This is a genomic window from Myxococcota bacterium (assembly GCA_041389495.1).
Taxonomy (GTDB): Bacteria; Myxococcota_A; UBA9160; order UBA9160; family UBA4427; genus JAWKRT01.
In genome coordinates, this window is record JAWKRT010000001.1 from 1,537,693 (window position 1) to 1,553,111 (window position 15,419).

16 protein-coding genes are annotated in these 15,419 nt (G+C 74.8%); 4 read left to right on the forward strand and 12 right to left on the reverse strand.

Annotated features, from left to right (window positions below; translation table 11 throughout):
• From R3E88_06785 to R3E88_06815, 7 genes are all read right to left on the reverse strand, one after another.
• A complete protein-coding gene (locus tag R3E88_06785) occupies positions 1 to 594 on the reverse strand; it encodes a prepilin-type N-terminal cleavage/methylation domain-containing protein (GenBank protein ID MEZ4216165.1) in 594 nt (197 codons plus the stop codon).
• Positions 581 to 1,108 (reverse strand): hypothetical protein, encoded by a 528-nt coding sequence (locus tag R3E88_06790; protein ID MEZ4216166.1) that lies wholly within the window; start codon positions 1,106 to 1,108, stop codon positions 581 to 583. Before R3E88_06790 ends, R3E88_06785 begins: the two co-directional genes overlap by 14 nt.
• A gap of 2 nt (positions 1,109 to 1,110) precedes the next feature.
• The gene (locus R3E88_06795; GenBank protein ID MEZ4216167.1) at positions 1,111 to 1,506 is read right to left on the reverse strand and encodes a hypothetical protein; all 396 of its coding nucleotides are present in this window, start codon (positions 1,504 to 1,506) and stop codon (positions 1,111 to 1,113) included.
• Positions 1,507 to 1,651: 145 nt separating this feature from the next.
• Positions 1,652 to 2,194: an elongation factor P hydroxylase gene (locus R3E88_06800; protein MEZ4216168.1), complete on the reverse strand. Its 543-nt coding sequence runs from the start codon at positions 2,192 to 2,194 to the stop codon at positions 1,652 to 1,654.
• 12 nt (positions 2,195 to 2,206) lie between these two features.
• Positions 2,207 to 3,430 (reverse strand): hypothetical protein, encoded by a 1,224-nt coding sequence (locus tag R3E88_06805; GenBank protein MEZ4216169.1) that lies wholly within the window; start codon positions 3,428 to 3,430, stop codon positions 2,207 to 2,209.
• A gap of 7 nt (positions 3,431 to 3,437) precedes the next feature.
• On the reverse strand, positions 3,438 to 5,012 hold the full coding sequence (locus tag R3E88_06810; protein MEZ4216170.1) for an MBOAT family O-acyltransferase: 1,575 nt from the start codon (positions 5,010 to 5,012) through the stop codon (positions 3,438 to 3,440).
• A gap of 6 nt (positions 5,013 to 5,018) precedes the next feature.
• A complete protein-coding gene (locus tag R3E88_06815; GenBank protein MEZ4216171.1) occupies positions 5,019 to 5,771 on the reverse strand; it encodes a GDSL-type esterase/lipase family protein in 753 nt (250 codons plus the stop codon).
• Positions 5,772 to 6,069: 298 nt separating this feature from the next.
• Between R3E88_06815 and R3E88_06820 the strand changes: the two genes are divergently transcribed.
• Genes R3E88_06820 through R3E88_06830 form a run of 3 tightly spaced genes read left to right on the forward strand, consistent with a single transcriptional unit; the run spans position 6,070 to position 7,886 of the window.
• On the forward strand, positions 6,070 to 6,579 hold the full coding sequence (locus R3E88_06820; protein MEZ4216172.1) for a DUF1993 domain-containing protein: 510 nt from the start codon (positions 6,070 to 6,072) through the stop codon (positions 6,577 to 6,579).
• Positions 6,580 to 6,618: 39 nt separating this feature from the next.
• Positions 6,619 to 6,960 (forward strand): hypothetical protein, encoded by a 342-nt coding sequence (locus R3E88_06825; protein ID MEZ4216173.1) that lies wholly within the window; start codon positions 6,619 to 6,621, stop codon positions 6,958 to 6,960.
• Positions 6,957 to 7,886: a hypothetical protein gene (locus R3E88_06830; protein ID MEZ4216174.1), complete on the forward strand. Its 930-nt coding sequence runs from the start codon at positions 6,957 to 6,959 to the stop codon at positions 7,884 to 7,886. The genes R3E88_06825 and R3E88_06830 overlap by 4 nt, the downstream gene beginning before the upstream one ends.
• Here the strand turns inward: R3E88_06830 and R3E88_06835 are convergent.
• From R3E88_06835 to R3E88_06845, 3 genes are all read right to left on the reverse strand, one after another.
• A complete protein-coding gene (locus tag R3E88_06835) occupies positions 7,883 to 9,919 on the reverse strand; it encodes a response regulator (GenBank protein ID MEZ4216175.1) in 2,037 nt (678 codons plus the stop codon). The two genes, R3E88_06830 and R3E88_06835, sit on opposite strands and share 4 nt — an antisense overlap.
• The gene (locus tag R3E88_06840; GenBank protein MEZ4216176.1) at positions 9,904 to 11,472 is read right to left on the reverse strand and encodes a histidine kinase dimerization/phosphoacceptor domain -containing protein; all 1,569 of its coding nucleotides are present in this window, start codon (positions 11,470 to 11,472) and stop codon (positions 9,904 to 9,906) included. The genes R3E88_06835 and R3E88_06840 overlap by 16 nt, the downstream gene beginning before the upstream one ends.
• A gap of 236 nt (positions 11,473 to 11,708) precedes the next feature.
• Positions 11,709 to 13,061, reverse strand: coding sequence for a hypothetical protein (locus R3E88_06845; protein ID MEZ4216177.1), 1,353 nt, complete (start codon positions 13,059 to 13,061; stop codon positions 11,709 to 11,711).
• 145 nt (positions 13,062 to 13,206) lie between these two features.
• Here R3E88_06845 and rimO point away from each other — a divergent pair, with 145 nt between their 5' ends.
• Positions 13,207 to 14,580 (forward strand): 30S ribosomal protein S12 methylthiotransferase RimO, encoded by a 1,374-nt coding sequence (gene rimO / locus R3E88_06850; protein ID MEZ4216178.1) that lies wholly within the window; start codon positions 13,207 to 13,209, stop codon positions 14,578 to 14,580.
• Between the two features lie 49 nt (positions 14,581 to 14,629).
• On the opposite strand, the gene R3E88_06855 is transcribed toward rimO, so the two are convergent.
• On the reverse strand, positions 14,630 to 14,824 hold the full coding sequence (locus tag R3E88_06855) for a hypothetical protein (protein MEZ4216179.1): 195 nt from the start codon (positions 14,822 to 14,824) through the stop codon (positions 14,630 to 14,632).
• Positions 14,825 to 14,916: 92 nt separating this feature from the next.
• Positions 14,917 to 15,252: an RNA-binding protein gene (locus R3E88_06860; GenBank protein MEZ4216180.1), complete on the reverse strand. Its 336-nt coding sequence runs from the start codon at positions 15,250 to 15,252 to the stop codon at positions 14,917 to 14,919.
• Between the last annotated feature and the right edge of the window lie 167 nt (positions 15,253 to 15,419).

The following is a 15,419-nucleotide window of genomic DNA, read 5'->3' on the forward strand; positions in this document are numbered from 1 at the left end:
TCAGAACCCCTCGGCGAGCCCGTAGTAGCTGCCGTTCGCGCCGCGGATCACGTCGTCCTGGGAGTCCGCGTCGTGGAGCTGCGGGCGCGTGAGCCCGTCGGCGCCGCGGCTGTAGAGGTCGTAGTCCGAGTTGATCGGGACGAGGAAGCGGTCCTTGCGCGCCGCGGCGATCGCGGGAGCCCCGCCGCCGCCGCCGCCCTGCGCTCCCCCCGATCCACCCCCGGTTCCCGCCGGCGGCGCCGCCACGTCGGGGAGCCCGTCGTCGTCGATCGCCGACATGCCGGGCGGCAGGTTTCCCGCGATCTGGAGGTACTCGTACGGGTGGCCCCACGGATCGGGCGGGATGGGGATCGCGAGGTCGGCGAGCGAGGCGGGCGGCCCGCCGTCGTCGACGACGGCCGCGTCGAGGTGCTTCGCGATGCCCTGCATCTCGGCGATCGCGCGCGCCACCTTCGCCTTCTCGACGTACTTCGCGTAGCTCGAGCCGGCGATCGATGCGAGCACGCCGACGATCGCCACGGCGACCATCACCTCGATGAAGGTGAAGCCGCGCGCGCGCCGCGATCGCGCCGGCGCGGTGCTAGGCGAGCGCATCGTGCGCGTTCCGGACGCGTGCAGCGAGCGCCGCGTTCCCCGCGGCCTCGAGCGCGTCCTGCACCGCGTCGAGCTCGCCGAGCGCGGCCTCGCGCTTGGCGGCGCGATCGCGCAGGGCGTCGACCATGCGATTGAGGGCGTCGGCTTCGGCAGTGAGGTAGTCCGTCCGGCGGAGCGTGAGCGGCGCCGGAAGGCTCGCGCCGCGCGCGACCTCGTCGAACGCGCGCACGAAGCGCACGAACGGGCGCGTGAGCTTGCGGTACAGCACGAGCGCGCTCAGGACGGTCGCGCCGAGCGAGCACACGACGACCGGCCAGAACGCGGAGTGGAGGTAGAGGAAGTGCTCGGCGATGCCGCCCGCGATCCCGGGCGCGAGGTCCGCGCGATCGAGCTGCATGGCGAGCGGCACGAAGAGCGACGTCGCGATCACGCCGACGAAGCAGAGAGTCGTCGTCGTGCACAGGCCGAGCAGGTGCAGGCGGAACGTCGACAGGGTGCGGGTGCGTCGGCTCACGGTCAGCCCTCCTGCGCGGCGGCGGCCGCCGGCGTCCAGATCTCGTCGCGATGCGCGAAGCGGAGCGCGCGGCCGCCGCGCGTGCGGAAGAGGATCTCGATCGCCTGCTCGTCGCCGCTCTCGGCGCGGTAGACGATGCGATAGGGCGTCCACTCCTTCGTCGCGCCGTCGTTGCCCGCGCCCGGCTCGACGCGCGCGAGCTCGTGCATCGTGAGCGTGTTGCGGCCGGTTCCGAAGATCACCCAGTCGGCGCGCACCTCGAACGAGCGCTCGGCATAACGAGGCGAGCTCGTCTTCCAGACGCCGACGAGCTCCGACGGGAGCGGGAGCGGCTCGGGCGCGCACGCCGCGAGCGAGACGGCGAGGGCACATGCGATCGCGAGGCCGGTCGTGCGCATGGAATCTCCGCGCCGCAGGCAGCGCGCGCGGCGTGCGCATCGCTTCGGCAGCGGACGCGCACCTCCTGAGTGGCGCGCCGCGATCGGCCTGGAAAATCGCGCGCGGGGCGTGGCGTCTCGATGGAACGCCCCGGTTCGTTTCGGGTCAGCGCCCGGCGCGCCAGCTCGCGAGCGCGTCGCGGAACCGGCGCGCGCGCGGCGGGAGGCCGCGCGCGGCGAGCCGTGCTCGCTCGCGGGCGAGCGCGCGCTCGAACGCCGCGCTCGCGGCGGCGCCGCGCTCGAGGTTGTCGGCGCTCGGATGGAACGCGAACCCGCACGCCTCGGCGAAGATCGACTCGAGCGCCTGCGGGCGCGCCTCGACGCGCTCGAACGCGCGCTGCCGTGCGGCGTCGCGGCCGTCGGGCTCGTACCAGTAGCCGTAGTCCTCGAGCGCGCGCCGCGCGCGGCCCGCGATGCACCAGTGCGCGACCTCGTGCAGCGCGCTCGCGAAGTAGTCCTCGCGGTAGACGATGCGGTGCGGCGCGCGCGTCGGGTCGGGCGACGGCACGTAGAGCGGCTCCGCGCCGCCGCCTTCGAGCACCGTCGCGTGCGCGGCGCGGAAGCACGCGGCGAAGAGACGCTCGAGCGCGCGCGCGTCGTGGGCGGGCGGCGTCGCGGGCGAGCGCGCGGGTGCGGGGCGGTCGGCCATGGGGCGCGCAGCCTAGCGTCGAGGCGGCTCGCCCGCGCCGTCGCGCCGCGCACCGGTGTCGGCCGCAGCGTCCGCGTTGCGACAGGCGGCGAGCCGGCCCGCGGCGTCGCGCGCGATGCGCTCGAAGAGCGCGTCCGCGGCGAGCCCGTTTCCGAGCGGCGTCATGTGCTTGTGGCCCTGCTCGTAGAAGAGCTTCACGTCCGGCGCGGCGTGGGCCTCGAGGACGGGAAGCAGCGGGACGACGCGCGCGGCGACGTCGGGCGCGAGCCCGAGGCCGCCGACGCGCGACGCGAAGCGCGTGCGCGCGAGGACGGTCGGGACGTCGAGGACGAGGAAGTCGCTGCCCGCGGCGCGCACGCGTTCGCAGGCGTGGGCGAGGAGCCGGCCCGTCGCGCGCGCGGGCGCGGCGAGCGGGTCCGCACCGGCGTCGGCTGCGCCTGCCGCACCGCCGCCCGCCTCCCCGCCGACCTCTCCCGCCTCGCTCGCGCCGTCCCCGTCTTCTGCGTCGTCGCGCGCGTCGCGGCGGCCGAGGGCGAAGAGCAGGTCCTTGCCGAGCAGCGCGGCGCGCTCGCGCACGGCCGTGTAGAGGTGGCTGTGCTCGATCGCCCACCGGTACGCGGCGAAGTGCATGAGGCGATCCTGCACCGCGACGCCCGGGAGATACGTCGCGTCCGTCCGGCGCAGCGCGCCCGTCCGGGCGTCCTCCTCGAAGAGCCGTGCCGTGCGGACGTTGTCGCGCAGGTCGCTCGCGTGGAACTGGAAGACGGTGACGTCGGGCGCGAACGCGGCGACCTCGCCGTCGAACTGCACGAGCATCTCGGCGGTGCCGAAGCCGCTCACCGCGAAGTCGAGCACCTCGACGCGCCACGGCGACGCGTCGAAGCGCGCCTGGAGCCGCCCGGCGATCGAGTCGGGCAGGTCGTTCTCGAAGCCGAGCAGGTACGAGTCGCCGAGCAGCGCGACGCGGCAGGTGCCCGGCGGCTTCGCGCGCGCGAACTCGCGGTCGGCGCGCAGGCCCTGCGCGTTGATGCGGATCTCGACCTCGGTCTCGGGCGTCCACTGCCGGTAGCGCGCGCCCGGGATGTTGCCGCGGATGCCGAGCGGCGTTCCCGTCACGAAGCGCGGCAGGATGGCCTGCGGCGCCATCACGCGCAGGAACACCTCGCCGAAGACGAGCGAGTAGGCCCCGACGAGGGCCGCGATCCCGAGCTTGCGTGCGAGGCCGACGGCCGTCATCGCGCCCTCAGAAGTCGAAGTAGATGAACGCCTGCCCGCGCGCGGCGGCGAGGAAGGCCGACGCGGACAGCGCGAAGAGGACGACGTGCAGCCGCACGAGGAAGGGCGTGCGATCCCACAACGTGAGCCGGCCCGACAGTCGCGCGGCGAGCTCCATCGCGACGAGCGGCCCGGCGTAGAAGGCGACCGTCGCGAGCTCGGGCGTCGACGGCACGAACGCCATGTGCCCGAGCACCCAGGCCGCGTCGCCGAAGCTGCGGGCGCGGAAGAGCACCCAGCCGACGACGGCGAGGCCGAACATGCCGAGCGCGGCCGCCGCGTGCGCGAGCGCCCCCGTCGGTGTGCGCGGCGACGTGCGCTCGAGCCACGCGTCGACGCCCGCGCGCCGGTAGACGACCTGGATCGCGCCGTGGAAGGCGCCCCACGCGACGAACGTCCACGCCGCGCCGTGCCACAGGCCGCCGAGCAGCATCGTCGCCATCAGGTTGCGGTCCCTGCGCGCCTCGCCGCCGCGGTTGCCGCCGAGCGGGATGTAGAGGTAGTCGCGCAGCCACGACGAGAGGCTGATGTGCCAGCGCCGCCAGAACTCCGACGGTGTGCGCGCGAAGTACGGCATGTCGAAGTTCACCATCAGGTCGAAGCCGAGCATGCGCGCGAGGCCGCGGGCCATGTCCGAGTAGCCCGAGAAGTCGCCGTAGATCTGGAACGTGAACGCGAGCACGCCCGCGAGCGTCTCGCCCGGCGACGCGCCCGCCGGAGCGGCGAACACGCGATCGGCGATCGGCCCGAGGTTGTCCGCGATCACGACCTTCTTGTAGAAGCCCCAGAGGAAGAGCATCGCGCCCTCGCGCGCCTGTGCCCACGAGAGCACGCGCGCGCGACCGAACTGCGGCAGCAGGTGCGAGGCGCGCTCGATCGGGCCGGCCACGAGCTGCGGGAAGAAGCTCACGTACGTCGCGAAGCGCACGAAGTCGCGCGTCGGCGCGAGCTGTCCGCGCCACACGTCGATCGTGTAGCTCATGCTCTGGAACGTGTAGAACGAGATGCCGACGGGGAGGATCACGTCGATCGTCACCCGGTCGGGCGCGAAGCCGAGCGCGCCCGCGAGGTCGACGAAGCTCTCCGCGAAGAAGTTGAAGTACTTGAACGTGGCGAGGATGCCGAGGTTCGTCGTCACCGAGGCCCAGAAGAAGGTGCGTCGCCGCAGCGCGGGCGCGGCGCGCCGCGTCGCGACGTCGAGCGCGACGAGCGCCGCGAAGAAGAGCGCGGAGAGGCCGAGGACGAGCGTCGCGTCGGGCACGCCGGACGCGACGAGCCCGAGCGCGAGGCCGAACAGCACGAGGGCCGGGAGCGCGAAGTCCCGCGCGCCGAAGGGGCGCTCGGCGATCGCGAGCCCGGTGACGAAGTCGATCACCGTCGACACGACGACGAGCGACAGGAAGCGCACGTCCCAGTAGCCGTAGAAGACGTAGCTCGCCGCGAGCGTGAGCGCGTTCTGCGCGCGCAGCCGCCCCTGCGTCGCGACGTAGAGCGGCGCGAACACCGCGAAGAAGACGAAGAACTCGAGGTTCGAGAAGATCACGTCGCGCTACTCGAGCTCGCTCCGGAGCAGGTCGTTGAGCGCCGCGTAGGCCGCGGGCGAGAAGTGCAGCGCATCGACCGCATAGCGCGCGGGCAGGAGGGGAGAGTCGCCGGCGAGCGCGGCATCGGCGTCGACGACGCGGACGCCCGGCTCGCTCGCGAGCGCGCGGAGCCCCGCGTTCGCCCGCGCGGCGAGCGGCGGGATGCGGTCCGACCACACGAGGAGACGCCGTACGGGGTCGGGCGCGGCGGGGCGCGGCATCGTGAGCACGACGGCCGCGGCGCCGGCCGCGCGCGCGTCGCGCGCGATCGCCGCGACGTTCGCGACGGCCGCGTCGACGAGCACCGCTTCGAGGCGCGGGCTCAGCCCCGCGGCCACGACGTCGTTGATGCCGGCCGCGACGACGACGACGGCGGGCCGGGCCGCGGCGATCTCGGCGGCCGCGCGCGCGCGAAGGGCGCGCGTCGTCTCGCCGCCGACGCCGCGCAGCAGCACGCGCGCGCCGGCGATCTCGGGCGCGGGCTCCCAGCGCCGCACGCGGCTGTCGCCGAGCACGAGGATGCGGCGCTCGCCCGGGTCGAGCGCGGCGGGGTCGGCAGGCAGGGCCGACGGCCCGGGCGGGCGCTCGATCGCCGCCTCGCGGCGCGCGTCCGCGAACGTGTTGCGCAGCGCTCCCGCGAGCGTCACCGCGACGGCGATCGCCGCGACGGCGAGCAGCCATCCCGCGATCGCGAGCGCGATCCCCGTCGAGCGCTTCACGCCTCACCCCTCCGGCCGCGCGCCGCGGCGCATCCGCGGCCCCCGCGCCGCGGCGCTCCCGCCGCTGGCGCTCCCGCCGCCCGCGAGGGGCGGTTCGGCGATCGCGGCCCTCTTCGTCCGACCGCGCGCGCGCGCGACCCCGGCGCGCCGGGCGCGCCGCCCGGCGCGCGACCGCGCGGAGGCTAGCGGGCCCGCGCCGCGGTCGGCGCCGCCGCCCGCCGCCCGCGCGGGTGGCCCCTGGCCCCGCGACGCGCCGGCGGCGTATCGTGCGGCGCCGCGCCCGACCGGAGGAGACCCGATGGCGTTCACGATCCACTCGGCCAGCGTTCCGATCTTCGTCCGCATGCTCACGAACGCGCTCGCGTGGCTCGACGCCGCCGAGGCGCACGCGAAGGAGCGCGGCTTCGACCCCGACCTCCATCTGCAGCTGCGCCTCGCGCCCGACATGTTCCCGCTCGTGCGCCAGATCCAGATCGCGAGCGACGCGGTGAAGGGCTGCGTCGCGCGCCTCGCCGGCGTCGAGCCGCCGAAGTGGGCCGACGACGAGACGACGCTCGACGCGCTGCGCGCGCGCATCCGCACGACGATCGAGTATGCGCAGTCCGTTCCCGCGAGCGCGTTCGAGGGGGCGGAGACGCGCGCGATCTCGCTTCCGATCGGGCCCGATCGCAAGATCGAGTTCACGGGCGAGACGTTCCTCGCGCACTTCTCGCTGCCGAACTTCTTCTTCCACGTGACGACGACGTACGCGCTGCTGCGCCAGGCGGGCGTGAAGCTCGGGAAGATGGACTACCTCGGCGCGCCCTGATCGCCCCGGCGCGCGCCGCGCGTGCGTATACTGCGCGCGATGACGCTCCGCCGGATCCCGATCGGCGCGCTCGGCCGCGCCTCGTCCGCCGCCGTGCTCGTCGCGGCGTGCGCCGCGCCGGCGCCCGAGCGCGCGCCCGTCCTCACCATCCACAACGCCCTCGCGCGCACGGTCCGCGAGGTGCGCGTGAAGCCGTGCGAGGCCGACGACGCGGCCTTCCGCCCGCTCGCCGACGTCGCGCTGCGCGCGGGCGAGACGCGCCGTGTCGAGCTGCCGAGCACGTGCATCGACCTCGTCGCGGTCGACGACCGCGACCGCGTCGTCGGCGAGCAGCGCGGCCTCGTCATGCTGCCGGGGGCGACGTGGACGCTGCGGCGATGAGCGCGCGCCGGCGTGCGACCGTCGCGCGCGGCGCGCGGGTCGCGCTGGCCGCGTGCGTCGCCGCGGCCGCGGGCTGCGCGAGCGCGCCGTACTACGTGGTCGAGTCGCGGCTCGTGCAGAGCGCCCGCTTCGCGGCGGCGCCCGACGTCACCGCGTCGCCCGCCTATCGCGAGCTCGTCGCGCGCGTCGCGCGCGTGGGCGTGCGATTGCCCGACGTGTGCGCCGACCGCGGCATCTCGGCCGGCTCCGGCGACGCGTCCTTCCAGCAGGGAGTGCTGCGCACGCGCTGCGGCGTCGAGATGGCGCAGCTCGAGCGCGCGCTCACGAAGGCGGGCTACGAGGTCGTGAGCTGGGACGCCGTGCAGCAGAAGGCGCGTCGCGAGGAGAAGCCCGTGCTCGCCGCGGCGCGCGAGCTGCGCGTCGACGTCCTGCTGCAGGTGAACGCGCTCGAGCGCGTCGACCTCGACGCGGGGCGCGACGCGCGCTGGGAGCGCCGCTACTACCGCGCGACGCGGACGGGCGAGCGCCGCGACCCCGCGCGCGTCGCGGCCGCGCGCGCCGACCGCTTCGAGGAGCTCGTGCGCGCGAGGGAGGAGCGCCTGCTCGGCGGGCGGCGCATCGCGGCCACGATCAACGTGAGCGCGATCTGGGTCGAGACCGGCGCGGCCATCTGGTTCTACGAGTGGACGCACCTCGACGACGCGAGCGTCGACCCGACCGCAGAAGTGCTCGTCCGCTGCGAGGACGAGCGCTGCGAGGAGGTGGTCGAGCGCGACCCCGCCGCGAACGACGGCCCGCGCGAGGGCAGCATCGTCGGCGTCTCGACGTCGGGCGACCCGGCCGACGAGGGACAGGCGATCTTCCACGCGCTCGTGCGCGAGGTGGTGACGGACCTCGCCGAGCGCTTCGCAGGGCGGCGAGGTTAGGCGAGGCCCGAGGCGAGCGACGCGCCCGGTGTCGCCGCGCGGCCGGCCGCGCGGGCCCGGACGAGCGCGCGAAGCACATCGATCGCGATCGGCTTGCGAAGGCACGGGTTCGGGAGCGTGCGCAGGAAGTCGTCGGTCGCGTCGTCGAGGATGCCTCCGGTCGCGAAGACGACGCGCTCGGCGAGGGCGGGGCATCGGTCGCGCAGGTGCTGGTAGACGGCGCGCCCGTCGACGTCCGGCATCGCGACGTCGCACAGCACGACGTCGAACGCGTCGTCGCGCTCGAGCGTCGCGAGCGCCTCCGCGCCACCGAGGCAGGCGTGGACGCGGAACTCGCGCGCGAGCGCGCGCACCACGACCTGCAGGACGAGCGGCTCGTCGTCGACGACGAGGACGCGGTGCGCCTCGCCGCCGCGAGTCGCCTCGCCGCCGCGAGTCGCCTCGCCGTCGCCGCGGCCGTCGCGCGGCGGCGCGGCCTCGCCTTCGGCGGTCCGCACCGCGTCGGCCCGCCTCGCCCCCCCGTCCGTTCGCGGCTCCCGCGGTGCGGAGCCCGGCGCGGGCGGGAGGCTCACCTCGAACACCGACCCGCGGCCCGGCTCGCTCTCGACGCGGATCTCGCCGCCGAGGCGCTCGACGATGTTCTGCGAGACGGCGAGGCCGATGCCGCTCCCGCCGCGCTCGGGCTTCGTGCTGAAGAAGGGCTCGAAGATGAGCGCGCGGATCTCGGGCGGGATGCCGCTCCCCGTGTCGCGCACGCGCAGGACGGCCCAGCCCCGCTCGTCGCTCCCCGTCTCGACGTGGATCTCGTTCGCATCGGGGGCGTCGTCCGCGATCGCCTGCGCGGCGTTCACGAGCAGGTTCACGAGCACCTGTCCGATGCGCGCCTCGCTCGCGAGCACGAGCGGCGTGGGGGCGAGCGCAGCCGTCACGCGGGCGCGGCTCTCCGTCTCCCGGGCGGTGATGCGCAGCGCCCAGGCCGCGCACTCCGCGACGTCGGTCGGCACGAGCGTCTCGCCGAGCGGCCGCGCGAACGTCCGCAGGTCGGTCGTGATCTGCTGGATGCGCTCGGTCCCGTGCTCGGCGTCGGCGAGAGACTGCGCGACGGTCGCGATGCGCTCGCGCGCGGCCGCCGGCAGGCTCGGCATGCGCGCGAGTCCGCGCAGGTCCTCGAGTGCGAGCGCGAGGTTGCCCGCGACGAACGTCAGGGGGTTGTTGATCTCGTGGCCGACGCCCGCGGCGAGCGCGCCGAGCGCGCGCAGGCGATCGCTCCGTGCGAGCTCGTCCTCGATGCGCCGCTCCTCGCTCGTGTCGCGGCAGACGAGCACGGCTCCGAGCAGGTCGCCGTTCGCGCCCACGATCGGCGAGGCCGAGTCCTCGATGATGCGCTCGCGAAGCCGCGTGCCGGGAGGAAGGCGGACGCTGCGCCGCTCGTCCATCGCACGGCGCGCGGGGTCGGCGATCGGCGTCTCGGTGTCGGTGGCGACGAGCGGCAGGACGTCGGCCAGCGCGCGTCCGCGCGCCTCGTCCGCGGCGACGCCGGCGAGTCGCTCGGCGCCGGGGTTCATGTAGGTGACGCTGCAGTCCGTCGCGACGGCGACGACCGCGTCGTCGATCGAGGCGAGCAGCGTCCGCATCCAACGCTCGCCGTCGCGCAGCCTCGTCTCCATCTCGCTGCGGTACATCGCGACCTCGAGCGTGCTCCGCAGGTCGAGCGGGTTCCACGGCTTCACGAGGTAGCCGGCCGGCTCGGTGCGCTTGGCGCGGTCGAGCGTCGCGTCGTCGGCGTGCGCGGTGAGGTAGACGACGGGGATGCCGTAGGCGTCGCGCAGCGCGGCGCCGGCCTCGATCCCGTCGCGCTCGCCGCGCAGACGGATGTCCATCAGCACGAGGTCGGGACGGCGCGACGCCGCCTCCTGGAGGGCTTCGTCGGCGGTGGCCGCGATCCCGGCCACGTCGTAGCCGAGCTTGCGGAGCGAGAGCTCGAGGTCGTGGGCGACGAGGCCCTCGTCCTCGACGATCAGGACGTTCGGCATGCGGTCGACTCCTCCTGCGGAGGTGCGGGGAAGCGCACCTCGAAACGCGCTCCGCCGTCGCGCGCGACGACGAGCTCGCCTCCGATCTGGTGCGCGAGCGTCGCGACGAGGCGGAGGCCGAGCGTCGGCGGGCTCGCGACGTCGACCTCGGCGGGCAGGCCGACCCCGTCGTCCGCGACCGCGAGCACGAGCGTGTGCGCGTCGTGGCGGGCGAGGCGCACGGAGATGGTGCCCGCGCGCCCGTCCGCGAACGCGTGCTCGAACGCGTTGCTCACGAGCTCGTTCACGATCAGCCCGCACGGGATCGCCCGGTCGACGTCGAGCGGGACGTCCTCGGCGCGGACCTCCACGCGGATGCGCGCATCGGACACGCCGTGCTGGCGGGCGAGCGCGCGCGCGACGTCCCGCACGTACGAGGCTGCGTCGAGCTCGGCGAGGTCGGGCGACAGGTAGAGCTTCTCGTGGAGCAGCGCGATCGCGCGCACGCGGCTCTCCGTCTCGGCGAGCGCGCTCTCGGCCTCCGGCGAGTGATGGATCTGCAGCCGCAGCAGGCTGGTCAGGACCTGCAGGTTGTTCTTCACGCGGTGGTGCACCTCGCGGAGCAGGATCTCCTTCTCGCGCAGCGATGCCGCGATGCGCTCCTCCGCGCGCTTGCGCTCCGTGATGTCGACGATCGAGCCGAGCACGAACGCGCCCTCCGGCGTCGCGAGCGGGCTCAGGCCGATCTCGACGGGCACCTCGTCGCCGTCGGCACGCAGCGCGTAGAGGTCGCGGCCCGCGCCCATCGCGCGCGTCGACGGGGCGGCGGCGAAGCGCGCGCGGTGGGCGCGGTGGGCCCCGCGCAGGCGTTCCGGCAGGAGCGACTCGATGGGTCGATCGACGAGCGCGCCGCGCGCGTAGCCGAAGATCTGCTCGGCGGCGCGGTTCGCGAACGCGATGGCGCCGTCGGCCCGCACCATCACCGTGCCGTTCGGGAGCGCTTCGAGCGCGAGGCGAAGCTGGCTCTCCGCGCGCTCGCGATCGGCGATCTCACGGTGGAGCGCGGCATTCGCGTCGCCGAGCGCGCGCGTGCGCTCGACGACGCGCTCCTCGAGCTCGCCCCGCGCGCGGCGCAGGTCGCGCTCGGCGCGCTCGCGCTCGGCGATCTCGCGGCGCAGGTCGGCGTTCGCGCGCTCGAGCGCGTCGGGGCTCGGGATCGCGAGCAGCCGCGGGAGGGCCGGCCAGACGAGCGCGGCCGTCGCGAGCGAGGCACCCGCGGTCGCGGCCTTCACGAGCCCCGCGGCGAGGTAGTCGCCGTGCCAGACCGTCCAGATCGCGAACACGTGCGTCGTGCCGCAGAGGAAGATGAACGCGGCGAACATCCAGAAGAGCCGGCTGAAGAAGAGGTGGCGGCGTGCGCGCGCGAGCGCGACGAGCGCGACGGGGATCGCGTAGTAGGCGGCTGCGACGATGGCGTCGGATCCGACGTTGAGCCAGAGGATGTCCGGGCGCCACAGGTAGCAGTGGCCGTGCGGAAGGAAGGGCGACCCGAACAGCGCGTTCCACGGATCCATCCGGGCCTCCGTCTCCGGTGGCACGCCGCCGGCGGCACGTTCGCGGACGGTCGCCGCGGCGGGCGCGCCGCGCCTCGTGGAGACGCGACGCCGACGCGCCGACGCGCGGCGAGCGTAGCAACGGCAGCGCGCCGCACAGCGACGCGAGATCACCGCGTGTCCTAGGTGGATGCCCGTGGCCCGTGCTGAAGCAGACGGCTGCGCGTCTGCTCGTTAGGCGACGCAGCCGGGCGGGGCTACGGCCCGGGCGTGCCCTCGAGCCGCACGCGCTGCGCGACCTTCAGGAGCGGTCGGCCGAGCGGTCCCGGTCGGAACGCGTACTGCGTGCGACTCGTGATGCGGAGCCGACCCGAGCGCGACAGCACGATCGCGTCGGGTGCCTGCTGGATGGACGTGACCGCGACGGCGAAGCCCGCGGCCGCGCTCACGTCGGCTTCGATCGCCGTCACCTGGTCGAGCGCGGTCACGCCGATCGGCGGGTCGTCGAGCAGGGTGAGCCGCGTGCCCTCCTGGACCCATGCGCCCGTCGAGGTCTCGCCGTCGACGGTCATCGAGTAGGTCCGGTCGTCGAAGAGCGCGAGCTGGCCGGCGACGGCGAAGGTCTCGCGCGTTCCGCCGCCGGAGACCTGCACGGTTCCGAAGAGATCGAAGGTGCGATCGGCCGAGGCGGGCGAGGCGAGCGCGGCGATCAGGCCGGCGACGACGGCGACGCCGGCGACGCGGTGCGCGACGTGCGAAGAGCGGGCGCGGTGCATGGGGCCTCCGGAGGGCTGCAACCCAACCCCGCGGCGCGCCCGATGGGTGGAGCTTCGTCGCCGCGCGACCGCGAGGGCGGCGACGCCGGTGAGTGCGAGCACGCCCGTTCCCGGCTCGGGGATCGGAGGCGGTGTCTGCCCGAAGCGCACGGAGTCGAGCCCGACGTTGTCCTGGATCGCGCTCGCGAGGTTCGAGAGATCGATGCGAATCCGGATGTCGGGCCCCGAGAGCGGCGTCGCGAACGCGAACGAGGTGTGCGCGGGGCCGTTCGCATCCCCCTCGACGAGCACGTCGGTCGCCGAGAAGAGCGTCGCGGTGCCGGAGAGGACGTCGACGCCCGCGATCGTGTAGTCGAGGTTGGCGAAGCCGGCGAGGTCGAAGCCGTAGAGGTCGACGGCGAAGCCCGGTGCCGCCGTCAGCACGATGTCGAGCTGCGGCGCGCCGCCGGTTCCCGGTCCCTCCGCGAACACGACGTTGACGAGGTCGCCGTAGCCGGCCTGCCAGAGATTCACGCGCGGGTCCGTGGGCGATCCGGCCGCCGAGTAGATGTCGACGACGACGTCGGGCGTGAAGCCCTCGCCCGCCTCGCCGTAGGTGAAGACGCCGCCGGGCACGGCCATCGAGGCGCCCGTGACGTTGTCCCCGTAGTCGGACGGGAGGAGGCCGCCGCTCGACGTCGGCGAGACGGTCGACTGCGAGATGCGGTCGCGCTCCTGGTCGAAGAGCAGGATGGTCGCGCGTGCCGGCGCGGCCGCCCCGAGTGCGGCGAGTGCGGCGAGTGCTGTCGATGCGATCGCCGCGGCGTGCGGACCGCGCGCGCGGGCTCTGGTCATGCGGCGTCTCCTCGCGGGCGGCGCGGCGCGCGCGCCCACGAGGGAGTGGCGTCGGCGGGGACGCGCGTGGCACGCGCCGGGCGGCGCGCCGGGCGCGCCGGGCGCGGCCGCGGCGCGCGCGCACGCGGGCTACCGTTCGCGCCCCATGTCACCCCGCGCCACGTCGCCTCGTTCCTCCGCGCGCACCTCCGCACCGGCGGCCGCGCGCGTCGCGTTCGCGAGCCTCGGCTGCCCCAAGGCGCTCGTCGATTCCGAGCGCATCCTCACGCGCCTGCGCGCCGAGGGCTACGAGATCGCGCCCACGTACGAGGGCGCGGACGTCGTCGTCGTGAACACGTGCGGCTTCCTCGACAGCGCGCGCGCCGAGTCGCTCGAGGCGATCGGCGAGGCGCTGGCCGAGAACGGGCGCGTCGTCGTCACGGGCTGCCTCGGCGTCGATCGCGAGACGATCCGCGCCGCCCACCCGAACGTCCTCGCGATCACGGGCCCGCAGCAGACGGACGCCGTGCTCGACGCCGTGCACGACGCCGTGCCGCCGCCGCACGCGGCGTTCCTCGATCTCGCACCCGGTCGCGGCGTGCGCCTCACGCCGCCGCACTATGCCTATCTGAAGGTCTCGGAAGGCTGCAACCACCGCTGCTCGTTCTGCATCATCCCGCAGCTGCGCGGGCGCCTCGCGAGCCGCCCGCTCGGCGACGTGATGCGCGAGGCCGAGGCGCTCCTCGAGGGCGGCGTGCAGGAGCTGCTCGTGATCTCGCAGGACACGAGCGCCTACGGGCTCGATCTCGGCTACGCCTCGAGCGAGTGGCGCGGCGTCGCGCGCCCGGCGCGCTTCCTCGAGCTCGCGCGCGCGCTCGCCGAGCTCGGCGACCAGGGGCTCTGGGTGCGCCTCCACTACGTCTACCCGTATCCGCACGTCGACGAGGTCGTCGCGCTGATGGCCGAGGGCCGTCTGCTCCCGTACCTCGACGTCCCGTTCCAGCACGCGAGCCCGCGCATCCTGGAAGCGATGAAGCGCCCGGCGCACGACGCGAAGACGCTCGCGCGCATCCGCGCCTGGCGCGCGGAGTGCCCGGACCTCGTGCTGCGCTCGACCTTCATCGTGGGCTTCCCGGGCGAGACCGAGGACGACTTCGCCCACCTCCTCGACTGGCTCGGCGAGGCGCGGCTCGATCGCGTGGGCTGCTTCCGGTACGAGCCCGTGCAGGGCGCCGCGGCGAACGCGCTCGGCGACCCGGTTCCCGACGAGGTGAAGGAGGAGCGCTGGCACCGCTTCATGCAGGCGCAGCAGGCGATCAGCGCCGAGCTCCTCGCGAAGCGCGTCGGCACCGAGATCGAGGTGATCGTCGACGAGGTCACGGACGAGGGTGTGGTCGCGCGCTCGCGCGGCGACGCGCCCGAGATCGACGGCAACGTCTACCTCGAGCCGGGCTTCGACCTCGCGCCGGGCGATCGGCTTCCCGTCGTGGTCGACGCGGCCGACGAGGTCGACCTCTGGGCGTCGCCGATCCCGGCCTGACGCGCCGCGGGCGCGCGGGCGCCGCAGGGCCGCGGGCGCAGTGGCGGGCTCAGTCGTTCCCGGTGTCGTCGAGCGGGCCGTGCAGGACGCCGTAGCCCTCGAGCTCGTCGCGCTCGGCGACCGTGCCGCCGGCGGCGTCGGACGACTTCTTCTGGCTGCGGTCGAGGCGCTTCTGCTCGGCGGCCTCGGCCTTCTTCTTCTCCCGCAATCGCTTCTGCGCGGACATGCGATTCGACTGGGCCATGGCGGCGCCTCCGTCGCGAAGGGGGGTGTGGAAAGAAGGCGGGCCGGGCGGGGGCGACGCGCGCGCCCGCCCGGCCCGCCGTGTGTGCGCGCCTAGCGTCGGAACCCGCCGCGGTCGCCGCCGCGATCGCCGCCCCGGTAGCCGCCGCGGCCGCCGCCGCCGCCGCCACCACCGCCGCCGCGGCGGTCCTCCGCCTCGTTGACGCGGAGGTTGCGGCCGCCCATCTCGGTGCCGTCGAGCGCGCGGATGGCGTCGCTCGCAGCGCTCGCATCGGCCATCTCGACGAATGCGAACCCGCGCGCCCGCCCGGTCTCCCGGTCGACGATCACGTTCACCGAGTCGATCTCGCCGTGTCGTTCGAAGACTTCGCGGAGGTCCTGCTCGGTGGCCGAGAAGGGGAGGTTGCCGACATAGATCTTCTTGCCCAAGTCATGATTCCTCGTGGCGCGCGTTGGTCTCGCTGCCACGACTCGCTCCGGTGACGCGCTCGGACGATCCGACCGGGTTTCCCGTCGCAGTGGCCGGCCGCGGGCGCCGCCGTGCGACGTGGTCGCATCGCGCAGGCTGCCCGGGCCTCGAGGAGTGATCTCGATGG